The sequence below is a fragment of the Phycicoccus sp. DTK01 genome (assembly GCF_017312765.1).
In the GTDB taxonomy this organism is placed as follows: domain Bacteria; phylum Actinomycetota; class Actinomycetes; order Actinomycetales; family Dermatophilaceae; genus Phycicoccus; species Phycicoccus jejuensis.
Genome location: NZ_BOPU01000006.1, coordinates 172,515 through 193,899, shown reverse-complemented (window position 1 = coordinate 193,899; position 21,385 = coordinate 172,515). Strand labels below are relative to the sequence as shown.

The following is a 21,385-nucleotide window of genomic DNA, read 5'->3' as shown; positions in this document are numbered from 1 at the left end:
GCGCCGTCGCCCGGGAACCATCCCACCCGGGGATGAACCGCAGACGTGGCCGAGGTGAACTTCGGGCGTCCGGAGGCGCGGCAGGGCCCCGGATGGCGGGGAGCGGTCGGTGGACCCCCGTACCCTGACGTCGTGGATGCGACCATCGCGGCGAGCCTCGGCGGGGCGGCCGGCCTCGTCGTCGGCGCCGTCGCCGTGCTCGCGGCCCGGTGGTCCGAGCGCAGCCTCGACGACGCACCCGTCGTCGAGGAGCCGCCGCTGGCCCGCGGCGTCGGGGACGTGCTCTCGGTGCTGCGCTCCATCGCCGTCGTCGTCGACGCGTCCGACGCGGTGGTCAAGGCGTCGGCCCCGGCCGTCACCTACGGCCTCGTGCGTCACCAGGAGCTGGTGCACCACGAGCTGCGCCACCTCGCGCGCCAGGTGCGCCGCGACGGCGTCATCCGTGAGGCCGAGCTCGACCTCGCACGCGGGCCGAACCCCGACGGCAGCGTCGTCATGCGCGTGCGCGTCGCCCCGCTCGGCGTCGCCCACGTGCTGCTGCTGGCCGAGGACCACACCCACGCGCGCCGCGTCGAGGAGGTCCGCCGCGACTTCGTCGCCAACGTCAGCCACGAGCTGAAGACCCCCGTCGGCGGCATCTCGCTGCTCGCCGAGGCCGTCCTCGACGCCAAGGACGACCCCGTGGCGGTGACGCGCTTCGCGCAGCGCATCCGCGTCGAGGCGACCCGGCTCGGGCGGCTCGTCCAGGAGATCGTCGACCTCTCGCGCCTCCAGGTCGCCGACACCCTCCACGAGCCCGAGCTCGTCGACCTCGGCACGGTCGTCGTCGAGGCCGTCGACCGCGTCAAGGTCGCCGCCGAGGCCAAGGAGATCGAGCTCGGCCTCGCGACCGAGCGGGGGCTGCGCGTCTTCGGCGACCGCGAGCTGCTCGTCACCGCCGTCACCAACCTGCTGACCAACGCGGTCAACTACAGCGACCCCGGGACGAAGGTCGGCCTCGGCGCCCGCCGCGTCGACGAGACCGTCGAGGTCGCCGTCACCGACCAGGGGCAGGGCATCCCCGCCGCCGAGCAGGAGCGCATCTTCGAGCGCTTCTACCGCGTCGACGCCGCGCGCTCGCGGGCCACCGGCGGCACCGGCCTGGGCCTGGCCATCGTCAAGCACGTCTGCGCCAACCACGGCGGCGAGGTCACCGTGTGGAGCCAGGAGGGGCGCGGCTCGACGTTCACCATGAGACTCCCCGTCGCGGCCACCCCGGTCGACGATGACGACGCGACCGCGCCGGACCCCGGCGCCGGGGTCGCCCGAGAAGAGAGCACCGCATGACGCGCATCCTGATCGTCGAGGACGAGGAGTCGTTCTCGGACCCGCTGAGCTACCTCCTGAGCAAGGAGGGCTACGAGGTCTCGGTCGCCGACAACGGGCACGATGCCCTGAGCGAGTTCGACACAGGGGGCGCCGACCTCGTGCTGCTCGACCTCATGCTGCCCGGCCTGTCCGGCGTCGACGTCTGCCGCGCGCTGCGCCAGCGCTCGAACGTGCCGGTCATCATGCTCACCGCGAAGGACAGCGAGATCGACAAGGTCGTCGGTCTCGAGCTCGGCGCCGACGACTACGTGACCAAGCCGTACTCCTCGCGCGAGCTGCTGGCGCGCATCAAGGCCGTCCTGCGCCGCGGGGCCGAGCCCGAGGAGCTCCTGCCGACGACCCTCGAGGCCGGGCCGGTCCGGATGGACGTCGAGCGCCACGTCGTCACCGTCCGCGGCGAGCAGCGCTCGATGCCGCTCAAGGAGTTCGAGCTCCTCGAGATGCTGCTGCGCAACACCGGGCGGGTGCTGACCCGCGGGCAGCTCATCGACCGGGTGTGGGGCAGTGACTACGTCGGCGACACCAAGACGCTCGACGTCCACGTCAAGCGCCTGCGCGCCAAGATCGAGACCGACCCCGGGGCGCCGCAGCACATCGTCACCGTGCGCGGGCTCGGCTACAAGTTCGAGGCCTGAGGGCCGCCGGCGCCCGGTGCGGCGGCCGGCGGGCGCACCGGCCGGCGCCCGTCGTCAGCTGGTGCTGGGCGACGGGGTGGCGCTCGGCGTCGCCGACGGGCTCGGCGCGAGGCCCTCGTAGTAGTTCTCGGGGCTGAGCACCGGGATGAGGACGACGTTCTGCCCGGCCTCGCGGGTGGAGACGGTCAGCTGGACCATCGACCCCGGCGCGGCGGGGACGGACTCCAGACGCACCTTGGCGTCGGCGAGGCCCTCGCCGGAGTAGGCCGGCACCGAGGTCGTCGCGGGGGTCCCGCCCTCGACGGTGAAGCTGATCTCGACCGGCTCGGCGGCGTTGTTGACGACCTGGCCGATGAGCGTACCGGCCGCACCCTCCTGCGCGGAGACGACCGCGATGTTGCGCAGGTCGAGCCCGGGGACCGTGAGGTCGACGCCGTCCGCCGGGATGTACGGGTAGTCCGTCTGGACCGGCGAGAAGACGCCGCAGGCGGAGACCGTGAGGGTGGCGGCGGCGAGTCCGGCGAGCCGGAGGGCGGAGGCGGCGCGGGTCGTCACGCGCCCAAGGATAGCGGGGGGTCGGGTGCGGCCTCGCCCGGTGTCCCGGCCCGCGTCGTCGGACGCGCTCGCGCGGCGCGACGAGGCCGTCTGGGCGGCGCGCCCGCGTCGCGCGCGAAGCACGTCGCGGGCACGTCTGTCAACCCCCGATTTTCTCCCGGGGATGCTCGTTTCAGGCCCCTGACCTGCGGAAACGTCCCGCGTTCCCGTTGGGCCGGATCGGCGTGTCGTGGTATTCTTGGGGCCTCGAAAGGGGACAACACCACATGGTTTTCAAGGTCGGCGAGACGGTCGTGTACCCGCACCACGGGGCCGCGCGCATCGAAGAGATCAAGACCCGCACGATCCGCGGAGAGGAGAAGCTCTACCTCAAGCTGAAGGTCGCGCAGGGCGACCTCGTCATCGAGGTACCCGCCGAGAACTGCGACCTCGTCGGCGTCCGTGACGTCGTCGACAAGGCGGGGCTCGACAAGGTCTTCGAGGTCCTCCGCACTCCGTACGCCGAGGAGCCGACCAACTGGTCGCGCCGCTTCAAGGCCAACCTCGAGAAGCTCGCCTCCGGCGACGTCATCAAGGTCGCCGAGGTCGTCCGCGACCTGTGGCGTCGCGACAAGGACCGCGGCCTGTCCGCCGGTGAGAAGCGGATGCTGGCCAAGGCGCGCCAGATCCTCGTCTCCGAGCTCGCGCTCGCCGAGAAGACCGACGAGGACAAGGCCGAGTCCATCCTCGACGAGGTCCTCGCGTCCTGACGCACCCGGTCGCCCCGGCGACCGCTCCGACGTGACCGACGACGCCCGCACCGCCCCGCGCGGAGTGGGCGTCGTCGTCGTCGCGGCCGGGTCCGGGACGCGCCTGGGTGCCGGGATGCCCAAGGCCTTCGTGCCGCTGGCGGGGCGCCCCCTGCTCGGCTGGGCGCTCGACACCGTGGCCCGGGTGCCGGGCCTGCGCTCGGTCGTCGTCGTCGCCCCGTCCGGGCTCGCCGACACCGGCGCGCCGGCCTGGGCCGGTGTCACCCTCCCGGAGGGCGCCATGGTCGTGCCCGGAGGGGCGGAGCGCACCGACTCCGTCGCGGCCGGGCTCGCCGCGCTCGACCCCGCCTGCGACGTCGTCCTCGTCCACGACGCCGCCCGCTGCCTCGCCCCGGTGGCCGTCTTCGTCCGCGTCGTCGACGCCGTCCGGGCTGGCGCCGCCGGGGTCGTACCGGGCGTCGCGGTCGTGGACACCGTGAAGACCGTCGACGCGCGCGGGGTCGTCACCGGCACCCCGGACCGCGCGACGCTGCGGGCCGTCCAGACCCCCCAAGGCTTCCGCCGCGAGGTGCTCGAGGCCGCCCACGCCGAAGGCGCCGGGGCCACCGACGACGCCGCCCTCGTGGAGCAGCTCGGCCACGACGTGCGCGTCGTCGACGGCGACCCCCGCTCCTTCAAGGTGACGACGGTCGACGACCTCGCCCACGCCGAGCGCCTGCTCGCCGGCGCCTAGCATCGGGGCATGAGCGTGCTGCCCCGGGTCGGTGTCGGAGTCGACGTCCACGCCCTCGCGCCGGAGGGGTCCGCCCGCGAGCTGTGGGTCGCCGGCCTGCACTGGCCGGGCGAGCGGGGGCTCGACGGGCACTCGGACGCCGACGTGGCCGCTCACGCCGCCTGCGACGCCCTCTTCTCCGCCGCGGGCATCGGGGACCTCGGGGCGCACTTCGGCACGGCCCGGCCGGAGCTCGCCGGGGCGTCGGGGGTCACGCTGCTCGCCGAGGCGGCCCGGCTGGTCCGGTCGGCCGGCTTCGAGGTGGGCAATGTCGCCGTGCAGGTCGTCGGCAACCGGCCCAAGGTCGGCACCCGCCGGGCCGAGGCCGAGGCCGCCCTCTCGGCGGCCGCCGGCGCGCCTGTGTCGGTGAGCGGCACGACGACCGACGGCCTCGGGCTGACCGGCCGCGGCGAGGGCGTCGCCGCCATCGCGACCGCACTCGTCGTCGCCCGCGACTGAGGGCACGTCCCGCGAGGGGCTGCGCGACCGCGGTACGGGTCAGCGGGAGCGGGGGCCGCCCTGCACACGCCGGTCGGCGCCGACGATGCGGGCCATCCGCTGCAGCTCCGCGACGTGCCCGCAGAGGGCGTCCCGGCCGGCGCCGGTGAGGACGACGGTCGTCACCTGCCGCCCCTCGCGGGACCCGCGCTCGAGCCGGGTGTAGCCCTTGCCCGACAGGGCTTTGAGGTGCTTGGACAGGGCGGAGTCCGACAGGCCGATCTCGTCGCGGACCTCGCCGAACTCGCGTCCGGCGCTGGGCACGAGGAAGGCGCAGATCCGCAGGCGGTGCGGCTCGTGGATGACGTCGTCGAACACCGGGTACGGCATGTCCGCAGGATACGTCGGCTTGCCCGTCGGGAAAGGGGCTTCGGTCGCCCGCGGGCGGCCCGTGCCCGTGGCCCGACCCACCGGGCACTGCCGTCGGCGCCCCGCCTTCGCTAGCGTGGCGAGACCCAGCACCGCCCACCCAGGAGGAACCGTGCCGCAGACCGTCAAGGGCGTCGTCGCCCGCGCCAAGGGCGCCCCCGTCGAGCTCGTCGACGTCGTCGTCCCCGACCCCGGGCCGGGGGAGGCCGTCGTCGTCGTCGAGGCCTGCGGGGTCTGCCACACCGACCTGCACTACCGCGAGGGCGGCATCAACGACGAGTTCCCGTTCCTCCTCGGCCACGAGGCCGCGGGCCGGGTCGAGGCGGTCGGCGAGGGCGTGACCGAGGTGGCCCCCGGTGACTTCGTCATCCTCAACTGGCGGGCCGTGTGCGGGCAGTGCCGCGCCTGCCGCAAGGGCAAGCCCTGGTACTGCTTCGCGACGCACAACGCGACGCAGAAGATGACGCTCACCGACGGCACCGAGCTCTCGCCGGCGCTCGGCATCGGGGCGTTCATCGAGAAGACGCTCGTCGCCGCCGGCCAGTGCACGAAGGTCGACGAGGCGGACGCGGCCGCGGTCGGCCTGCTCGGCTGCGGCGTGATGGCCGGCTTCGGCGCGGCGGTCAACACCGGCGGGGTCGGTCGCGGCGACTCGATCGCGGTCATCGGCTGCGGCGGCGTCGGTGACGCGGCCATCGCCGGCGCCAAGGTCGCCGGCGCGACGACCATCATCGCGGTCGACGTGGACGCCAAGAAGCTCGCCTGGGCGAAGGACCTCGGTGCGACGCACACCGTCGACGCGTCGACCGAGGACGCCGTCGAGGCCGTCCGGGCGCTGACCGGCGGTCACGGCGCGGACGTCGTCGTCGAGGCGGTCGGGCGTCCCGAGACCTACGAGCAGGCGTTCTACATGCGCGACCTCGCCGGCACGGTCGTGCTCGTCGGGGTACCGACGCCGGAGCAGCAGGTGACGCTGCCGATGATCGAGATCTTCGGACGCGGCGGGGCGCTGAAGTCGAGCTGGTACGGCGACTGCCTGCCCTCGCGGGACTTCCCGATGCTCGTCGAGCTCTTCCGTCAGGGCCGCTTCCCGCTCGACGCGTTCGTGTCGGAGCGGATCGGCATCGAGGGGGTCGAGGAGGCCTTCACGAAGATGCACGACGGCGACGTGCTGCGCTCGGTCGTCGTCATGGGCGGGTCGGCGTGAGCGGGGCCACGACCCTCGACGGCGTCCCCACCTCGCCGGGCGGCGTGCGGGTCGAGCGGCTCGTGACGTCGGGCGTCTTCGAGCTGGACGGCGGCTCGTGGGACGTCGACAACAACGTGTGGCTGCTCGGCGACGACGACGAGGTGCTCGTCGTCGACGCCGCGCACGACGCGCGCGCCATCCTCGAGGCGATCGGCGGCCGGCGGGTCGTCGGCATCGTCTGCACCCACGGCCACAACGACCACGTCAACGCGGTGCCCGACCTCGTCGCCGAGACGGGGGCGAGCGTCTGGCTGCACCCGGACGACCGCGTGCTGTGGGACATGAGCCAGGACGAGGCGCCGGACGAGGACCTCGCCGACGGCACGACCTTCACGGTCGGTGACGTCGGGGTGGTCACGCTTCACACGCCGGGCCACGCGCCGGGGGCCTGCTGCCTCCACGCGCCGTCGCTCGGGGTGCTGTTCAGCGGGGACACCCTGTTCCAGGGTGGGCCGGGAGCGACGGGTCGCTCGCACAGCGACTTCCCGACCATCGTCGAGTCGATCAGCACCCGGCTGCTCTCCCTGCCGCCCGAGACCGTCGTCCTCACCGGCCACGGCGACGCGACGACCGTCGGGGACGAGGCGCCGCACCTCCAGGAGTGGCTCGACCGCGGCCACTGACCCGGCCCGCCCACCCTCGAGGTTCCGCGTCGTCACCGTGACGGCGCGGAACCTCAGCCCTGACGGGGATGCATCCGCGTCCGGATGGAGCAACCGCGTCGTCACCGTGATGACGCGGATGCTCACGGCCTGGGCAGCAGCCCACGAGCCGCCGCGCGGGAGAGCGCGGCCCGGACGAGGGCCGCCACCCGCTGCGGGCTCGCGAGGTCGGCCCAGGTGAGACGCACGATCTCGTAGCCGAGGGCCCGCAGTCGGTCCTCGCGCACCTTCTCGGCGGCGAGCGCTGCTCGCCCGTCGGCCCCCTCGTACTTGACGAGTCCGTCGAACTCGACGACGACGCACCCCTCGACCAGCAGGTCGACACGGGCGAGGACGATCCCGTGCCCGTCGGCGATGCGGACCTGCGACCGCACGCCGTGGCCGAGGTCGACGAGCATCAAGCGGGTCCGGGTCTCGCCCACGGACTCGCTGAGCGGGTCGGCGAGGTGGAGCCACCGGAGTGCGCGGGTGGCCCGGCGAGGGGACTCGGCCAGCTGCTCGACGAGGTTCGCCACCCGCGTCAGCTCGGTAAAGCCGTCGCGCAGCGCTCGGTCGGTGGCGACCACCACCGCGTCGCGTCCCGCGCGCAGCGCGACCTGGGCCAGGGCGGCCTCCACCGGGATCGTCGGGCAGCCCGTCGACCGTCTGCACCGGCAAACCGGCCGGCGGGTGGATGCGCAGGCCGCTCGCCCGGCGGACCCGTGTGACGTTGCCGCTCACGTCGACCACGTCGAGGGCCACGTCGTGCAGGGGCAGCCCGTGGACGGCGAGGGCGCTCTGGTGGGTCGCGGCCTCGTGCGGCCGGCCCCGTGCGTGGAGCACGGCTCGGGCGCGCAGGTCGAGACGTCGCTCCGGCGTGGCCGGTGCCCAGATGGTGCCGAGGACGTAGGCGCCGCGCCGGACCCGGACGAGCGTCCCGGCGTCGACGAGCGCCATGAGGGCGTTGGGGTCGACGTCGAGGCGGGTGGCATCCGGGCTGGAGACGACGCCGTGCTGCGCGGCGGCGAGGGCCAGGAGTCGGTCGGACATCGACCGATCGTGCCCGGTTCGTCGACGACGCCCGGCGCGTCATCCACAGGCCCCGTCCGTCGAGGCCGCCGAGGATCCGCGTCATCACGGTGACGGCGCGAAAGCTCCACCCGGACGGGGATACATCCGCGTCCCGGCTGAAGAACCGCGCCGTCACGGTGACGTCGCGGAAGTTCCGGGCGGTTGCTGCGATGCGGGGCGCTCGCGGCCCGGCCGGTAGCCTGTCGCGGGTGACCCTCAGGCTGTTCGACTCCCTCACGCGCGAGCTGCGTGACTTCGTCCCCGTCGTGCCCGGCAAGGCGGGGATCTACATCTGTGGGCTCACGACGCAGGCGCCGCCGCACATCGGGCACGTCCGCTTCGCCGTCGCGTTCGACGTCCTGCGCCGCTGGCTGGCGGTCGGGCACGGCTACGACGTCACGCTCATCCGCAACGTCACCGACATCGACGACAAGATCCTCGCGAAGTCGGCCGAGGCCGGCGAGCCGTGGTTCGCCCTCAGCTACCGCAACGAGATGGAGACCGCCGACGCGCTCGCCGCGCTCGGGGTGCTCCCGCCCACCTACGAGCCCCGCGCGACGGGCCACGTGCCCGAGATGGTCGAGCTGATGGAGACCCTCGTCGGCTCCGGACACGCCTACGCCGCCGCGGACGACTCCGGCGACGTCTACTTCGACGTGCGCAGCTGGCCGAGCTACGGCGAGCTGACCCGCCAGAGCGTCGAGGACATGTCCGACGCCGAGGACGCCGACCCGCGCGGCAAGCGCGACCCGCGCGACTTCGCCCTCTGGAAGGGCCGCAAGGCCGACGAGCCCGCGACGGCGTCGTGGCCGACCCCCTACGGCGCCGGCCGCCCGGGCTGGCACCTCGAGTGCTCCGCGATGGCCCGCAAGTACCTCGGCGACACCTTCGACATCCACGGCGGCGGCGTCGACCTGCGCTTCCCGCACCACGAGAACGAGGTCGCCCAGTCGCGCGCCGCGGGGCTCGGGTTCGCCAACTACTGGCTGCACAACGCGTGGGTGACCATGGGCGGCGAGAAGATGAGCAAGTCGCTGGGCAACTCGCTGCGCGTCTCGGAGGTCGTCCGCGAGCACCGGCCCCTCGCCGTCCGCTACTACCTGACGGCCGCGCACTACCGCTCGACGATCGAGTACCACGAGGGCTCCATCGAGGAGGCCACCGCCACCGTCGAGCGCATCGAGGGCTTCCTGCGCCGCGCGCTGCCGGGCGTCGACACCCTCGTCCCCGACGGCTCGGCCGAGCTGCCCGCCGACTTCCGCGAGGCGATGGACGACGACCTCGGGGTCTCGGACGCGCTCGCGGCGCTGCACCAGGCCGTCCGCGCCGGCAACACCGCCCTGGACGACGGCGACCACGACGACGCCGCGACCATCGCGCGCCAGGTCGTCGCGATGGCCGACGTCCTCGGCGTCAACCCGCTCGACCCGCACTGGGCCGCCGGTGGGTCGGAGTCCGACGAGATGACGGCGGCGCTCGACGCGCTCGTCGCCGACCGCGTCGCCGCCCGGGCCCAGGCCCGCGCCGCCCGCGACTACGAGACCGCCGACGCCATCCGCGACGCGCTCACCGCGGCGGGGATCGCCGTCGAGGACACCGCCGCCGGAGCGCGGTGGACCATCATCCGAGGAAAGGGCGACTGACGTGGCCGGCAACTCCCAGCGCCGCGGCGCCGTACGCAAGAGCAACAAGAAGGGCTCCACCGTCGGCTCCGGTGGTCAGCGCCGCCGCGGCCTCGAGGGCAAGGGCCCGACCCCGAAGGCCGGCGACCGCCCGAACCACAAGGCCCACAAGATGGCGAAGGCCGCCGAGAAGCGGGGCGGCGGACGCCCGCCGCAGCGCTCGCCGAAGAAGTCGGCCGCCTCGAGCGAGGTCGTGGCCGGGCGCAACTCCGTCGTCGAGGCGCTGCGCGCGCACGTGCCGGTGACGACGATGTACGTCGCCGGCCGCATCGACTCCGACGACCGCGTCCGCGAGGCGATCAAGACCGCCACCGAGCGCTCCATACCCATCCTCGAGACGCCGCGCGGTGAGCTCGACCGGCTGACCGACGGCGCGGTCCACCAGGGCCTCGCGCTCCAGGTGCCGCCGTACGCGTACGCCGACCCGCGCGACCTCGTCGACCCCGAGCAGCCGGGCATCCCGCTCGTCGTCGCCCTCGACGGCATCACCGACCCGCGCAACCTCGGCGCCATCGTCCGCTCGGTCGCCGCGTTCGGCGGCCACGGGGTCGTCGTCCCGAGCCGTCGTTCGGCGGGGATGACCGCCAGCGCGTGGAAGACCTCCGCCGGCGCGGCGGCCCGCATCCCGGTCGCGCAGGCCACCAACCTCACGCGGGCGCTCGAGGACTTCCGCAAGGCCGGCTTCTTCGTCATCGGCCTCGACATGGACGGCGACGTCGAGCTGCCCGACCTCGAGCTGGCGTCCGAGCCGCTCGTCGTCGTCGTCGGCTCCGAGGGCAAGGGCCTCTCGCGGCTCGTGCGCGAGACCTGCGACCAGATCGTGTCGGTGCCGATGAGCTCGGCGGTCGAGTCGCTCAACGCCGGCATCGCCACGGGCGTCACCCTCTACGAGGTCGCGCGCCGCCGTCGCCGCTGACGCCGGGGACTGCGGGACGGGCCGGTCCGGCCCGTCGCGCCACGGAAGCCCGCCGTGGGTGTGCCACGATCGAGGGGCGAGCGGTCCACCGACGACCGCCGTCGCCGCTCGCGAGGAGGGATGACCGACGATGTCCGACCAGTACCCGCCGCCCCCGCCCCCCGGTGAGCCCACCGGCCCGGGGACGCCCCCGCCGCCCGGAGGCAGCGCCCCGCAGTACGGCACCCCGCCGGCCGAGAACCCCTACGGCGCACCGCCGCCCGCGCCGGCGTACGGCTACGCCCCGCAGGCCGGTCCGGTCACGCGCCCGAAGTCGATGGACACCGCCGTCATGCTCATGCGTGTGGGTGCTGTGCTCTCCCTCGTCTCGCTCGTGCTCAGCTTCGTCTTCGCGGGCGACATCCGGGAGCAGGCCACCCAAGCGCTGGAGGACTCCGGCCAGACCGTCGACCCGACGCTCGTCGACGGTGCCGTGACCATCGGCATCGCCATCGCGGTCGTCTTCGGCCTGCTCGGTGCCGGCCTCTGGCTCCTCATGGCCTGGGCCAACGGCAAGGGCAAGTCGTGGGCGCGCATCACGGCCTCGATCCTCTTCGCGCTCTCGTTCGTCACGTTCCTCATCGGGCTGGCGCAGCCGACCCCGCTCCTCTCGCGGGTGCTGAGCATCGTGAGCATCGCCCTCGGCGGGTACATCGTGTACCTGCTCTGGCGCAAGGAGTCCTCGGAGTTCTACGCCGCGAGCAACGCCCCGCGCTACTGACCCCGCGTTACCCACGAGGATGCCCCGCACCGGCCACCGGTGCGGGGCACCTTCGTCCACGGACCTCACGAAACCGCCTGCCCGCGAACCGGGTCTGTGCCACGATCGACGCCGCCGGACGAGCCGGCACGGGGTGCGGGGCCGGCGACCGATGAGGTCGGGTCCGCCCCCGCCGACCTCCAGGAAGCGAGGCGACATGTCCGCCTACGGTGCCACCCCTCCGCCGCCCGTCCCGGGCCACCCCGCCGGGGGGCCGCCCGACAACAAGCTCGTGTGGTCCATCCTCGCGACCCTCTTCTGCTGCCTGCCGTTGGGCATCGTGGCCATCGTCAAGTCCGCCGAGGTCAACACCCGCTGGGGCGCGGGCGACGTCGCCGGCGCGCACGAGTCGGCCGCCGCCGCGGGGAAGTGGATCAAGTGGTCGGTCATCGCGGGCGTCGTCGGCATCGTGCTCGGCGTGCTCCTGTGGTTCGGCCTCGTCGCGAGCTTCGTGGCGGCCACGTCGACGACGACGAGCCCCTGACCGGATGACCACCGCCGCCGCCTCGCGGCTCGAGCGGGTCCGCTCGCTCGAGACGAGCCCCGTCCGGTGGCACCGGCTCGTGCGCCCGGCGGCGGTGGCCGGTGCGGCCGCGACCCTGGTCACCGTCGTCGGCTCGCTCGACCCGAACGCGCCGGGCCACTACCCGCCCTGCCCGTGGCTGTTCCTCACGGGCACGTGGTGCCCGGGCTGCGGGTCGCTGCGTGCCGTCCACGCCCTCGCCCACGGCGACGTCGGCACCGCGCTGGCCCGCAACCCGCTCGCGGTCGTGGCGGCGGTCTGGCTGACGGCGTGGTTCGTGCGCTGGTCGCGCCGGCAGTGGCTCGGCCGACGACGCACGACGATGGCTCCGGCCTCCGCGATCCACGCACTGCTCGGCGTCGTGCTGGCCTACTGGGCGCTGCGCAACGTGCCGGGGTGGAGCTGGCTCTCGCCGGCCTGAGCAGCCGGCCGCGAGGTCAGGCGGGGGAGAGGAACTCGGCCCCGGGCAGGTTGCGCACCACGCCGAACACGAGCACCGCGACGCCGAAGGCGACGGGCAGCCAGTTCGGGACGACCGTGCGGACCGGGCGCCCCTGGCGCGCGCGCAGGAGGCGGTAGCCGAGGTAGAGGGCGACCGCGAGGTAGAGCGGCGGCACGAGGGGGTGACGCTCGAAGGCAGCCCCGACGTGGCCGTGCAGCAGCTCGTAGGTGGCGCGCGTCCCCCCGCACGCGGGGCAGTACAGGCCGGTCGCCGCGTACAGCACGCAGCCGGGGTAGTGACCGGCCTCGTAGGGGGAGTGGGTGGCGAGCCACGCGGCTCCACCGGCGACGGCGACCCCGGCCGCCCCCCACCACACGCGTGGTGAGAGGTGACCGAGGCCGCCGACGTGGGTCGTCATCTCAGTTGGAGAGGTTCGCGGCGACGTTGGCCGCACCGAGGGCCATCAGGATGATGGCGAGCACGACGGCGATGATGCCGGTGACGAAACCACCCTGCGCGAGACCACGGCCGGCCTGACCGGTGCGGGCGATCTCCTGCTTCGCGAGGTGACCGACCACGGCGCCGCCGATGCCGAGCAGCAGCCCGACGATCGAGCAGCAGATGGCGAAGACGAGGCCGAGGACGCCGAGGACGAGGGCGATGACCGCCTTCGTGTTGTTGCCGCCGAGGCCGCCGGCGGGGGAGCCGCCGGGGACGGGCATGCTCGGCGGCGCGGTGTAGCCACCACCGGCACCGGGCGGCGGCGGGGGCGGCGGGTAGCCGCCGGTGGCCGACGAGTCGCCCGGCTCCTCGGGCTCCGGCGGGGGCGGGTAGCTCCCACCGGGCGGGGGCGGCGGGGGCGGGGGCGTGCTGCTGCTCATGGGTCCTCCGTCGTCAGGGGCCGGCGAGCGCCGGCTCGCGTTCACCCTAGCGGCCGCGCGGCCGTGCGCCGCGGCATTCCACGGCCGTCGTGGGGGCCCCGGTGCGCCCGGATCCTCGGGGGTCGAGGTGATGTCCGACCACCTGGGGGTCGGACATCACCTCGACCCGAGGAGGTCAGGACTTCGGGACCTTGATGACCGTCGAGTGGACGGCCTTGTCGGCGACCGTCTGCCGGTTGTCGTCCCAGAGCATCCAGAGGTAGGAGAGGTAGACGACGCCGTTGACGACCCCGCTGACCAGCTCGCGCAGGAAGCAGTTCCCCGCGCCGATCGGGGCGCCGGTGCGGGCGTCGACGAGCTTGAGGCCCACGACCGACTTGCCGATGCTCTGGCCGCGCCGGCCCATCCGGAAGACCCGGTTCCACAGCTGGAAGCCGACGCCGACGAGCCAGAACAGCACCATGACGGCGATGCCGACGGCGATGAGCGCACCGTTGGCGTCCCCGTACGTCGTCATCCCGTACTCGTCGACCCCGTTGCGGTCCGGGACCCCCGCGACGATGAAGGGGATGCCGGCGAGCATGAGGAGGAACGGCAGGAACGAGAGGCCGACGTCGACGAGCAGCGCGAGCACCCGGTCGCCGAACGACGAGACGGGGCCGAAGTGGGCCTCGACGTACGGCACCGACTCCGGCACGGCGGGTCCGCTGGCGTACGCCGGCGCGGTGGTCCATCCGCCGTACGGGTTCTGCTGCGGCGCAGGTTGGTTCGGTGCGGCGGGCTGGTACGGCGCGGGCGGCGGCGTGGTGGGTCCCGGGGGCGGAGCGGGCTGCTCCGGGGTCGGGGGCTGCTGGTCGCTCATCGAGGTCCTCCGTCGGCGTGCGGCGGGGCGGCCGCCCCGCGGTGTCGCGTGCGCACGCCGTCGATCCTAGGGCGCGGCCGGCGGCCGGTCGGGGACGTCACCGGTCGGCGATGACCGGCAGCTCCTCGGTGTCGACGCCGAGGACCGCGCGCTCGTCGGGCTTGCCGGGGAGCACGTTGGCGACGTAGTCGTCGACGACCTCGCGGATCGGGACGTCGTGCTGCGCGCGCTCGGCCATGTACCACCGGTGCTCGAGCACCTCGTGGAACACCTCGGCGGGCTCGAGCTTGGCCACGAGGTCGCGGGGCACACCCCGGGTCACGGGTTCGTAGACCTGCGCGAGCCAGTCGTGCGCGATGATCTCCTCGTCCTCGCCCTGACGACCCGTCGCGGCCGAGTACACCTCGAGGTCGTTGAGCAGCCGGCGCGCCTGGTTCTCGCGGACGTCGAGACCGGTGAGCCGCAGCAGGCGCCGCGAGTGGTGGCCCGAGTCGACGACCTTGGGCTGCAACCGGATCGACGTGCCGTCGATATCGGTCGTGATCTCGAGCTCGTCGACGTCGAAGCCCAGCTTGTTGAGGCGGCGGATGCGGTCGTCGACCCGCCAGCGCTCGGTGTCGTCGATGGTCTCGGCGTTGGTCAGCTCGGCCCACAGCTCGCGGTAGCGGGTGACGATGCGCTCGCTGACGTCGACCGGGTCGCGCTCCTCCTGGAGCAGGCCGCCGGCGTCGAGGTCCATCAGCTCGCCGGCGATGTTGACCCGCGCGATCTCGAGGTCGTGCTCGCGCTGGCCGTCGCTCAGCCGGTTGCGCAGCTCGCCCGTCTCGGCATCGACGAGGTAGGCCGCGAACGCGCCGGCGTCCCGACGGAAGAGGGTGTTGGACAGCGAGACGTCACCCCACCAGAAGCCCGTGAGGTGCAGGCGCACGAGGAGCACGGCGAGGGCGTCGATGAGGCGGGTGGCCGTGCCCTTGCGCAGCGACTGGCTGTACAGGGCGCGGTAGGGGAGGGAGTACTGGAGGTGACGGGTCACGAGGCAGGCGTCGAGCGGCTCGCCGTCGAGGCCGACGCGCCCGCTGACGACCGCGAACGGCTCGACCGACGGCAGGTGCAGCCGGCGCAGGTTGCGCAGCATCTCGTACTCGCGGCGCGCGATGTCGTCCTTGATCTCCTTGATGGCCAGGACGCGGCCGGAGAGGCGGACGAAGCGCACGACGTGCCGCGAGATGCCGCGGGGGAGCGCGGCGAGGATGTCCTCCGGCCACTCCTCGAGCGGGATGCGCCAGGGGAGGTCGAGCAGGGCGGGGTCGGGGCGGGCGGCGGTGAGCTCGAGGGCCATGACGGGCTTCCGGGGTCGGGGGACTCGGGACGGCGGGCGGGCCGGGGACGGGCGACGCCCCGGACGAGTGTCTCGTCCGGGGCGTCGTCGCGTGCGGGCGAGTCGGCGGAACGCCTCAGAGGCGCTTGCCGCTCTCGGGGTCGAAGACGTGCATGTGCTGCGCCTTCGGGTAGACGTAGACCTTCGAGCCCTTCGGGGGGACCGAGCGGCCGTCGACGCGCGCGATGAACGGCTTGGCGAGGTTGTCGTCGCCCCCGACGAGGCTGATGTCGCCGTCGGTCGGCGTGCCGTAGACGTACGCGTCGGCGCCGAGCTCCTCGACGACGTCGATCGTCAGCTCGAGGCCGTCGTTGTTCGTCGTGATCTCGACGTCCTCCGGGCGGACGCCGACGACGACGTGCGAGCCGCCGTGCTCGACGCCCTCGCGGGGGATGGTGACCGTGTGGTTGCCGAACTTCGCGCCGTCGGACGAGGCCGGGACGGTGACGAGGTTCATCGCGGGGGAGCCGATGAACCCGGCGACGAACAGGTTCGCCGGGTTGTCGTACATCTCGCGCGGGGTCGCGCACTGCTGGAGGACGCCGTCCTTGAGCAGGGCGATGCGGTCGCCCATCGTCATGGCCTCGACCTGGTCGTGCGTGACGTAGACGGTCGTGACGCCGAGGCGGCGCTGGAGGCTGGCGATCTGGGTGCGGGTCTGGACGCGCAGCTTGGCGTCGAGGTTCGACAGCGGCTCGTCCATGAGGAAGACCTGCGGGCTGCGGACGATCGCGCGGCCCATCGCGACGCGCTGGCGCTGGCCACCGGAGAGGGCCTTCGGCTTGCGCTCGAGGTACTGGGTGAGGTCGAGGATCTTCGCGGCCTCCTCGACGCGCTTGCGGATCTCGCCCTTGTCGACGCCGGCGATCTTCAGGGCGAAGCCCATGTTGTCGGCGACCGTCATGTGCGGGTAGAGCGCGTAGTTCTGGAAGACCATCGCGACGTCGCGGTCCTTCGGCGAGAGGTCGGTGACGTCGCGGTCACCGATCCAGATCTTGCCGCCGTTGACCTCCTCGAGGCCGGCGAGCATGCGCAGCGAGGTGGACTTGCCGCAGCCGGAGGGACCGACGAGGACGAGGAACTCCCCGTCCTGGATGTCGATGTTCAGCTTGTCGACCGAGGGGGTGTCGTTGCCCGGGTAGATGCGGGTGGCCTCGTCGAACTTCACAGTTGCCATGGCGTCGTTGCCTTTCCTTCACCGGCAGGAACGTGCCGGACGATCCGTCGTAAAGGGGTGGAGCTCCCGCCTGCGTCGGTGCAAACGGTTTCGCCAGTATGCCGGACGACCCGCCCGCGCCGCGAGGACCGTCCCAGGGGATGGCGCGGCGGCCCGGCTTCCTCTGGCGCGTCCCGCCGGGAGTCCCTACGGTTGGGCCATGAGGATCGCGGACGTCGTCAAGCGCAAGGGTGATGCGGTCGTCACGGTGCGGCCCGACGCCACCGTCACCGAGCTGCTGGCCCTCCTGGCCGAGCACCGGATCGGCGCGGTCGTCGTGAGCGGCGACGGCTCGTCGGTGCACGGCATCGTCAGCGAGCGCGACGTCGTGCGGCACCTGCACTCCGACGGCGCCGGCGCGCTGGAGGCCCCCGTCGAGCAGATCATGACCGCCGACGTGCACACCTGCACGCCCGACGACTCGCTCGAGGACCTCGCCACGCGGATGACCGAGCGGCGCATCCGGCACGTGCCGGTCGTCGTCGACGGCGCACTGGGGGCGATCGTCAGCATCGGCGACATCGTCAAGTTCCGGATCGACACGCTGCAGGCCGAGCGCGACCAGCTCCGCGACTACATCCAGCAGTAGCCCTCCCGGGACCTCCCGCCACGCCGCGAAGGTCCTGCGTGGCGCGGGAGCATCCCGGTGCCGCGCGTGCCGGGCGGGCCGGACGTGACACATTCGTCGAGTTCCCTACGCACGGGGGTCGTGGGGAGCGGTCCGGGGGTGCACCCGTCCAGCGCGTACCCAGCCCCAGCGAATACCGTGGAGCCATGACCGCCGACGCCCCCGTGGACGGACATCCGTCCCCGGATCCCGACGACCCGGGGACGCACGCCCGGCTCGGGCCCTACCGGCTGGTCCAGCGGCTCGGCGAGGGCGGGATGGGCGTGGTCCACCTCGGGCTCGACCGCCACGGCCGGGCGGTCGCCGTCAAGGTCCTGCGCTCCCACGTCGCGCACGACCCGGACGCCCGCCGGCGCCTGGCCCGCGAGGTCGACACGCTCGAGCGCATCCGCAGCCCCTTCGTCGCGCCGGTCGTCGACGCCGACGTCGACGGCGACACCCCCTACGTCGTGACCCGCTTCATCGACGGCCCGGCGCTCGACACCCACGTCGCGGCCCGGGGGCCCCTGCCCCCGCCCGAGCTGCACCGCCTCGCCGACGGCCTGGCCCAGGCGCTCGAGGCCATCCACGCCGCCGACGTCGTGCACCGCGACGTCAAGCCGGGCAACGTCCTCCTCGTCGACGGCGATCCGGTCCTCATCGACTTCGGCATCGCCCACGTCGTCGACGACGTCCGGCTGACCAGCGTCGGCCTCGTCATGGGCACCCCCGGCTACCTCGCCCCCGAGGTCGTCCACGGCGACGACGTCACCGACGCCACCGACTGGTGGGGATGGGCGGCCACGACCGCCTTCGCGGCGAGCGGCACGCCGCCGTTCGGCAGCGGCGGGATGAGCGCCGTCCTCGCGCGGGTGGCGGCCGGCGAGCCGGACCTCGTCGCCGTCGACCCCCGCATCGAGCCCCTGCTGTACGCCGCGCTCTCGCCGTACCCGGACGAGCGACCGCACCAGCACGAGGTCGTCCGCGCCCTCGAGCGCTACGCCCGTGGGGAGCTCGCGACCTCGGCCATCGAGGTGCGCCGCGCCCGCCCCGAGACCCAGGCGCGCCCCGAGACCCAGGCCCTCCCGGCGTCCGGCACCGCGGTGCTGCCCGCGCCGGCCACGGCGCCGGCGCCGCTGCCGCCCGTCGCCCCGCGCGTCCGACCGCAGCCCGCGCCGTCCCGCGACCCGCTCCCGCCGCCCCCGACCGGCGCCGGCCGGCCGGGGCCGCCGCCCTACGCCCTGCCGCCCGCACCGCGACCGGACGACGACGACGTCCTCGAGGCGCGCGTCGACCCCCGCATCGGCCTGCCCACGCGCTCGGGTGTGCTCCTCGCGCTGCTCGCCCTCCTCGCGGGGCTGACGGCCACCGCGCCGCTCGTCGCCCTCGCCGCGCTCGCGGTGTGGATGGTCCTCGCGCGCACCGCCGACCGGTCCGTCACCTCCCTCGTCATGCGCCGCCACGACCGGGGGGCCCGCGGCAGCGACGTCGCCGTCGCCGTCGTCAGCAGCCCGTGGCACGTCGTCGTCGGGGCCGTCGGCACCCTCGTCACCCTCGCGCTCCCGCTGCTCGTCGGGGTGTCGGCGATGTTCGCCGGGGCCCTCGTCGTCGGCAGCGTGACCGGCGGGGCCACCCGGGCCGACGGCGTCGTGCCGCTGCTCGCGGCCGGTGTCTTCACCGCGCTGACCGCCTGGTGGGGCCCCGGCGGCGCCGGCCTGCGCCGGGGCAGCCGCAGCCTCGTGCGCGGCGCGACCGGGCACCCGACCGTGCGGCAGGTGCTCGTCGTCGCGCTCCTCCTCGCCGGGGCGCTGCTCACCGCGCTCACCGCCTCGAGGGGAGGGCCGGAGTGGTGGCCGCTGCCCGAGGCCCCGTCGTGGGTCGACCAGGTGGTGCCGCAGCTGTGACCGACCCCCGCACCCGGCGGGCCCGCATCCTGCGCGGCGACCTGCCCACCGAGCCGATGCCGATGGCGGACCTGCTGCGCCGCACGCCCTACCGGCACGCCCGCATCCCCGGCGCCTCCGCCCCGGACCCGACGATCGAGCGCGGGCTCGACCTCGCGCTGCGCGTCGGTGCGCTGATGCTGCGCTGCGGCGCCGGCGCCCCCCAGGTCGAGGGCGCGATCGCCGCGACGGCCGCGGCCGCCGGTGTCGACCAGGTCGAGCTCGACATCACCCTCCAGTCGATCCTCGTCCAGGCGCGCAGCGCGGAGGGGCGCCAGCACACGATGCTCAAGGTCGTGCGGCACACCCGCTTCGACTATGCGCGCCTCGTCGCGGTGCACCGGCTCGTCGAGTCGCTCGTCGCCGGCGAGGTGACCCCCGACGAGGCCTCCGACCGGCTCCGGCAGATCAAGCGGACCCCCCGCACCTACCCGAAGTGGGCCATCTCGCTCGCCAATGCCGTGCTGGCCTCCGCCGTCGCGGTCGTCATCGGCGCCAGCGCGCTCGCGGCCCTCGCGACCATCGGGGTGGTCCTCGCGGTCGCCGGGATCGCCCGGCTGCACGCCCGGGTCGACCTGCCCGAGTTCTACGGCAACGCCATCAACGCCTTCGCGGCGACCCTCCTCGCCGGCGGCCTCTACGCGATCGGCGCGACGGGGGCGATCCCCTTCACGGAGGCCGACTTCGCCTTCGTCGTCGCCGGCGGCATCGTCGCGATGCTGCCCGGACGCACGATGGCCTCCGCGATCGAGGACGTCATCTTCGGCTACCCGCTGACCGGCGCCGGGCGCCTGCTCGCCGTCCTGCTGTCGCTGACCGGACTGATCATCGGCATCGCGTCCGGGCTCTCCGCGATGCTCATGCTCACCCGCTGGACCAGCAGCAGCTTCGTCTCGCCGGACGTGCTGGACCTGCGGGTCAGCCAGGCCCCGATCGTCCCCGCCCTGCTCGCGTCCCTCGTCGTCGGTCTCGCCGCCGGGGTCACCGTGCAGAGCCGCCGCGGGCTCATCCTCCCGATGGGGCTGCTCACCATCGTCGGGGTCGCGGTGTCGGCGGTGCTCACCCGCGGCCCGGGGGTCGGGGCCGTCACGGCCACCGGCATCGCGGCCGTCGTCGTCGGTGTGCTCGGCCGGCTGCTGGCCCAGCGGATGGATGCCCCCTCCCTCGTCCTCGTCGTGCCCGCGAGCTTCGGCCTGCTGCCCGGTCTGACGATCTTCAGGGGCCTCTACGAGCTCGTCGCCCAGGGTCAGGACTCGGGGCTGCTCACCTTCCAGTCCGGCCTGTCGACGCTGCTGTCCGCCGGCGGCGTGCTGCTGGCGATCGCCACGGGGACCGTCCTCGGTGAGTACCTCGCCGCGCCGTGGGACCGCCACGTCCGGGGCTCGCGCCGGCCGCGCACCGACGCGGTCCCGCGCTGACGCAGCCCGACGACGGGTCCGTCGTGACGGACCCCGGGAGCGGGGTCAGCCCCGACGCGGGTCGGCCGGCGGCCGCGGGGTGGCCGGAGCCGGGGACGCCGCCGGCGGCGAGGGGGCGGGGCCGGCCGGGCCGCGCGGAGCGGGGGCGCCGCCACCGAGGGCACGCGCGAGGTCGCCGGCGGCGCCGGGACGGGCCGTGGCCTCCTCGTTGGCCGCGCGCACCGCGAGGTAGATCTCCTCGCGGTGGATCTGGACGTCACCGGGCGCCTCGATGCCCAGGCGCACCTTGTCACCGCTGATCTCGAGGACCGTCACGACGATGTCGTGGCGGATCCGGATGGCCTCGTGGGGGCGTCGGCTCAGGACGAGCACGCGAGCACCCCCCGGCCGAGCATCCCGGCGCCGGTCATGCGGCCACCAGGGGCGCCCGCAGGGGGAGGTCCTGCCCGGTGAGGACGACCTGCTCGGCGTCGGAGGTGCGGGTGTTGACGACAAGGGGGGCGAGGAGGTTGGCCGTCGAGCGGGTGATGTCCTCGGCGATCGTCACGACGACGAGGACGAGGGCGTCCTCGGCGGTGCTCAGGTGCAGCCGGTCGGCCGTCGCGTCGTCGATCTCGGGGTGGTAGTCGGGGAAGAACGCGGCCGCGTCGGCGGTGACGAAGCTCGGGCCGGCGTCCCCGACGGGGGCGAGGTCGAACAGCCCGGTGGCGACCGCCCGCACCTCGTACTCGGTGGCGGGGAAGCCCACGAGGCCCTCGGGCAGGTGGATCCGACGGACGTCGAGGTCCGCCTCCTGGGTCTGCTGGGTCAT

The 21,385-nt window shown here is 74.1% G+C and carries 25 protein-coding genes and 1 pseudogene; 15 read left to right on the top strand and 11 right to left on the bottom strand.

All coding sequences use genetic code 11. The features are described from left to right. The first annotated feature begins 132 nt into the window (after window positions 1-132). Complete coding sequence (locus tag J3473_RS14405) at window positions 133-1,326, top strand: cell wall metabolism sensor histidine kinase WalK (protein WP_207024468.1); 1,194 nt, start codon at window positions 133-135, stop codon at window positions 1,324-1,326. Then, complete coding sequence (locus tag J3473_RS14400; RefSeq protein WP_030528498.1) at window positions 1,323-2,003, top strand: response regulator transcription factor; 681 nt, start codon at window positions 1,323-1,325, stop codon at window positions 2,001-2,003. Before J3473_RS14405 ends, J3473_RS14400 begins: the two co-directional genes overlap by 4 nt. Window positions 2,004-2,057: 54 nt before the next feature. Here J3473_RS14400 and J3473_RS14395 read toward each other — a convergent pair whose 3' ends face one another. After that, a complete protein-coding gene (locus tag J3473_RS14395; RefSeq protein WP_207024466.1) occupies window positions 2,058-2,558 on the bottom strand; it encodes a hypothetical protein in 501 nt (166 codons plus the stop codon). A 266-nt stretch (window positions 2,559-2,824) separates the two neighbouring features. Between J3473_RS14395 and J3473_RS14390 the strand changes: the two genes are divergently transcribed. Genes J3473_RS14390 through ispF form a run of 3 tightly spaced genes read left to right on the top strand, consistent with a single transcriptional unit; the run spans window position 2,825 to window position 4,538 of the window. Further along, the gene (locus J3473_RS14390; protein ID WP_030528500.1) at window positions 2,825-3,307 is read left to right on the top strand and encodes a CarD family transcriptional regulator; all 483 of its coding nucleotides are present in this window, start codon (window positions 2,825-2,827) and stop codon (window positions 3,305-3,307) included. A gap of 31 nt (window positions 3,308-3,338) precedes the next feature. Then, a complete protein-coding gene (gene ispD, locus J3473_RS19560; protein ID WP_242525881.1) occupies window positions 3,339-4,040 on the top strand; it encodes a 2-C-methyl-D-erythritol 4-phosphate cytidylyltransferase in 702 nt (233 codons plus the stop codon). Window positions 4,041-4,049: 9 nt separating this feature from the next. Then, a complete protein-coding gene (gene ispF, locus J3473_RS19555) occupies window positions 4,050-4,538 on the top strand; it encodes a 2-C-methyl-D-erythritol 2,4-cyclodiphosphate synthase (protein ID WP_030528502.1) in 489 nt (162 codons plus the stop codon). A gap of 39 nt (window positions 4,539-4,577) precedes the next feature. On the opposite strand, the gene J3473_RS14380 is transcribed toward ispF, so the two are convergent. Continuing rightward, on the bottom strand, window positions 4,578-4,907 hold the full coding sequence (locus J3473_RS14380) for a transcriptional regulator (protein ID WP_207024464.1): 330 nt from the start codon (window positions 4,905-4,907) through the stop codon (window positions 4,578-4,580). A gap of 151 nt (window positions 4,908-5,058) precedes the next feature. Here J3473_RS14380 and J3473_RS14375 point away from each other — a divergent pair, with 151 nt between their 5' ends. Together J3473_RS14375 and J3473_RS14370 are read left to right on the top strand one after the other, a co-directional pair. Next, the gene (locus J3473_RS14375; protein ID WP_207024462.1) at window positions 5,059-6,153 is read left to right on the top strand and encodes an S-(hydroxymethyl)mycothiol dehydrogenase; all 1,095 of its coding nucleotides are present in this window, start codon (window positions 5,059-5,061) and stop codon (window positions 6,151-6,153) included. Then, complete coding sequence (locus tag J3473_RS14370; protein WP_207024460.1) at window positions 6,150-6,818, top strand: MBL fold metallo-hydrolase; 669 nt, start codon at window positions 6,150-6,152, stop codon at window positions 6,816-6,818. The genes J3473_RS14375 and J3473_RS14370 overlap by 4 nt, the downstream gene beginning before the upstream one ends. A 122-nt stretch (window positions 6,819-6,940) precedes the next feature. On the opposite strand, the gene J3473_RS14365 is transcribed toward J3473_RS14370, so the two are convergent. Next, complete coding sequence (locus J3473_RS14365) at window positions 6,941-7,474, bottom strand: hypothetical protein (RefSeq protein WP_207024458.1); 534 nt, start codon at window positions 7,472-7,474, stop codon at window positions 6,941-6,943. Window positions 7,475-7,748: 274 nt separating this feature from the next. Next, window positions 7,749-7,886 (bottom strand): annotated as a pseudogene (locus tag J3473_RS19805) (type IV toxin-antitoxin system AbiEi family antitoxin domain-containing protein); the annotation flags it as partial. 230 nt (window positions 7,887-8,116) lie between these two features. Here J3473_RS19805 and cysS point away from each other — a divergent pair. The 5 genes from cysS (at window position 8,117) to J3473_RS14335 (ending at window position 12,248) form a co-directional block, all read left to right on the top strand. Next, window positions 8,117-9,550 (top strand): cysteine--tRNA ligase, encoded by a 1,434-nt coding sequence (gene cysS, locus J3473_RS14355; RefSeq protein WP_207024456.1) that lies wholly within the window; start codon window positions 8,117-8,119, stop codon window positions 9,548-9,550. A 1-nt stretch (window position 9,551) separates the two neighbouring features. Further along, a complete protein-coding gene (gene rlmB, locus J3473_RS14350) occupies window positions 9,552-10,505 on the top strand; it encodes a 23S rRNA (guanosine(2251)-2'-O)-methyltransferase RlmB (protein ID WP_207024454.1) in 954 nt (317 codons plus the stop codon). Window positions 10,506-10,635: 130 nt separating this feature from the next. Then, window positions 10,636-11,265, top strand: a complete 630-nt coding sequence (locus J3473_RS14345) for a hypothetical protein (protein ID WP_207024452.1) — start codon at window positions 10,636-10,638, stop codon at window positions 11,263-11,265. Window positions 11,266-11,461: 196 nt separating this feature from the next. Beyond that, on the top strand, window positions 11,462-11,788 hold the full coding sequence (locus tag J3473_RS14340) for a CD225/dispanin family protein (RefSeq protein WP_030528510.1): 327 nt from the start codon (window positions 11,462-11,464) through the stop codon (window positions 11,786-11,788). A gap of 4 nt (window positions 11,789-11,792) precedes the next feature. After that, on the top strand, window positions 11,793-12,248 hold the full coding sequence (locus tag J3473_RS14335) for a DUF2752 domain-containing protein (protein ID WP_207024450.1): 456 nt from the start codon (window positions 11,793-11,795) through the stop codon (window positions 12,246-12,248). Between the two features lie 16 nt (window positions 12,249-12,264). Here J3473_RS14335 and J3473_RS14330 read toward each other — a convergent pair whose 3' ends face one another. The 5 genes from J3473_RS14330 to J3473_RS14310 all read right to left on the bottom strand — a co-directional run bounded on the left by J3473_RS14330 (window position 12,265) and on the right by J3473_RS14310 (window position 16,567). Then, window positions 12,265-12,687 carry a DUF2752 domain-containing protein gene (locus tag J3473_RS14330; protein WP_207024448.1) on the bottom strand — a complete coding sequence of 141 codons (423 nt, stop codon included), beginning with the start codon at window positions 12,685-12,687 and terminating at the stop codon, window positions 12,265-12,267. A 1-nt stretch (window position 12,688) separates the two neighbouring features. Continuing rightward, window positions 12,689-13,150 (bottom strand): DUF4190 domain-containing protein, encoded by a 462-nt coding sequence (locus J3473_RS14325; RefSeq protein ID WP_207024447.1) that lies wholly within the window; start codon window positions 13,148-13,150, stop codon window positions 12,689-12,691. A 175-nt stretch (window positions 13,151-13,325) separates the two neighbouring features. After that, window positions 13,326-14,012 carry an RDD family protein gene (locus tag J3473_RS14320; protein ID WP_207024445.1) on the bottom strand — a complete coding sequence of 229 codons (687 nt, stop codon included), beginning with the start codon at window positions 14,010-14,012 and terminating at the stop codon, window positions 13,326-13,328. Window positions 14,013-14,109: 97 nt separating this feature from the next. Continuing rightward, window positions 14,110-15,351, bottom strand: a complete 1,242-nt coding sequence (locus tag J3473_RS14315) for a DUF4032 domain-containing protein (protein WP_030528515.1) — start codon at window positions 15,349-15,351, stop codon at window positions 14,110-14,112. Window positions 15,352-15,466: 115 nt separating this feature from the next. Then, window positions 15,467-16,567 carry an ABC transporter ATP-binding protein gene (locus tag J3473_RS14310; RefSeq protein WP_030528516.1) on the bottom strand — a complete coding sequence of 367 codons (1,101 nt, stop codon included), beginning with the start codon at window positions 16,565-16,567 and terminating at the stop codon, window positions 15,467-15,469. A 199-nt stretch (window positions 16,568-16,766) separates the two neighbouring features. On the opposite strand from J3473_RS14310, the gene J3473_RS14305 reads away from it, so the two are divergent. From J3473_RS14305 to J3473_RS14295, 3 genes are all read left to right on the top strand, one after another. After that, window positions 16,767-17,195 carry a CBS domain-containing protein gene (locus J3473_RS14305; protein ID WP_030528517.1) on the top strand — a complete coding sequence of 143 codons (429 nt, stop codon included), beginning with the start codon at window positions 16,767-16,769 and terminating at the stop codon, window positions 17,193-17,195. A gap of 185 nt (window positions 17,196-17,380) precedes the next feature. Next, window positions 17,381-19,117, top strand: a complete 1,737-nt coding sequence (locus J3473_RS14300; RefSeq protein ID WP_207024443.1) for a serine/threonine-protein kinase — start codon at window positions 17,381-17,383, stop codon at window positions 19,115-19,117. Continuing rightward, window positions 19,114-20,574 carry a threonine/serine exporter ThrE family protein gene (locus J3473_RS14295; RefSeq protein ID WP_207024441.1) on the top strand — a complete coding sequence of 487 codons (1,461 nt, stop codon included), beginning with the start codon at window positions 19,114-19,116 and terminating at the stop codon, window positions 20,572-20,574. Before J3473_RS14300 ends, J3473_RS14295 begins: the two co-directional genes overlap by 4 nt. A 45-nt stretch (window positions 20,575-20,619) precedes the next feature. Here the strand turns inward: J3473_RS14295 and csrA are convergent, their stop codons facing one another. Next, on the bottom strand, window positions 20,620-20,946 hold the full coding sequence (gene csrA / locus J3473_RS14290; protein WP_207024439.1) for a carbon storage regulator CsrA: 327 nt from the start codon (window positions 20,944-20,946) through the stop codon (window positions 20,620-20,622). Between the two features lie 34 nt (window positions 20,947-20,980). Next, window positions 20,981-21,385 carry a flagellar assembly protein FliW gene (fliW, locus tag J3473_RS14285; protein ID WP_207024437.1) on the bottom strand — a complete coding sequence of 135 codons (405 nt, stop codon included), beginning with the start codon at window positions 21,383-21,385 and terminating at the stop codon, window positions 20,981-20,983.

Excerpts from the sequence above, each read along its gene's own strand:
- J3473_RS14400 (WP_030528498.1), top strand. The coding sequence starts at position 1,323 with ATGACGCGCATCCTGATCGTCGAGGACGAGGAGTCGTTCTCGGACCCG.
- J3473_RS14390 (WP_030528500.1), top strand. The coding sequence starts at position 2,825 with ATGGTTTTCAAGGTCGGCGAGACGGTCGTGTACCCGCACCACGGGGCC.
- ispF (WP_030528502.1), top strand. The coding sequence starts at position 4,050 with ATGAGCGTGCTGCCCCGGGTCGGTGTCGGAGTCGACGTCCACGCCCTC.
- J3473_RS14380 (WP_207024464.1), bottom strand. The coding sequence starts at position 4,907 with ATGCCGTACCCGGTGTTCGACGACGTCATCCACGAGCCGCACCGCCTG.
- J3473_RS14345 (WP_207024452.1), top strand. The coding sequence starts at position 10,636 with ATGTCCGACCAGTACCCGCCGCCCCCGCCCCCCGGTGAGCCCACCGGC.
- J3473_RS14340 (WP_030528510.1), top strand. The coding sequence starts at position 11,462 with ATGTCCGCCTACGGTGCCACCCCTCCGCCGCCCGTCCCGGGCCACCCC.
- J3473_RS14335 (WP_207024450.1), top strand. The coding sequence starts at position 11,793 with ATGACCACCGCCGCCGCCTCGCGGCTCGAGCGGGTCCGCTCGCTCGAG.
- J3473_RS14330 (WP_207024448.1), bottom strand. The coding sequence starts at position 12,687 with ATGACGACCCACGTCGGCGGCCTCGGTCACCTCTCACCACGCGTGTGG.
- J3473_RS14325 (WP_207024447.1), bottom strand. The coding sequence starts at position 13,150 with ATGAGCAGCAGCACGCCCCCGCCCCCGCCGCCCCCGCCCGGTGGGAGC.
- J3473_RS14320 (WP_207024445.1), bottom strand. The coding sequence starts at position 14,012 with ATGAGCGACCAGCAGCCCCCGACCCCGGAGCAGCCCGCTCCGCCCCCG.
- J3473_RS14315 (WP_030528515.1), bottom strand. The coding sequence starts at position 15,351 with ATGGCCCTCGAGCTCACCGCCGCCCGCCCCGACCCCGCCCTGCTCGAC.
- J3473_RS14310 (WP_030528516.1), bottom strand. The coding sequence starts at position 16,567 with ATGGCAACTGTGAAGTTCGACGAGGCCACCCGCATCTACCCGGGCAAC.
- J3473_RS14305 (WP_030528517.1), top strand. The coding sequence starts at position 16,767 with ATGAGGATCGCGGACGTCGTCAAGCGCAAGGGTGATGCGGTCGTCACG.
- J3473_RS14300 (WP_207024443.1), top strand. The coding sequence starts at position 17,381 with ATGACCGCCGACGCCCCCGTGGACGGACATCCGTCCCCGGATCCCGAC.
- fliW (WP_207024437.1), bottom strand. The coding sequence starts at position 21,385 with ATGACCCAGCAGACCCAGGAGGCGGACCTCGACGTCCGTCGGATCCAC.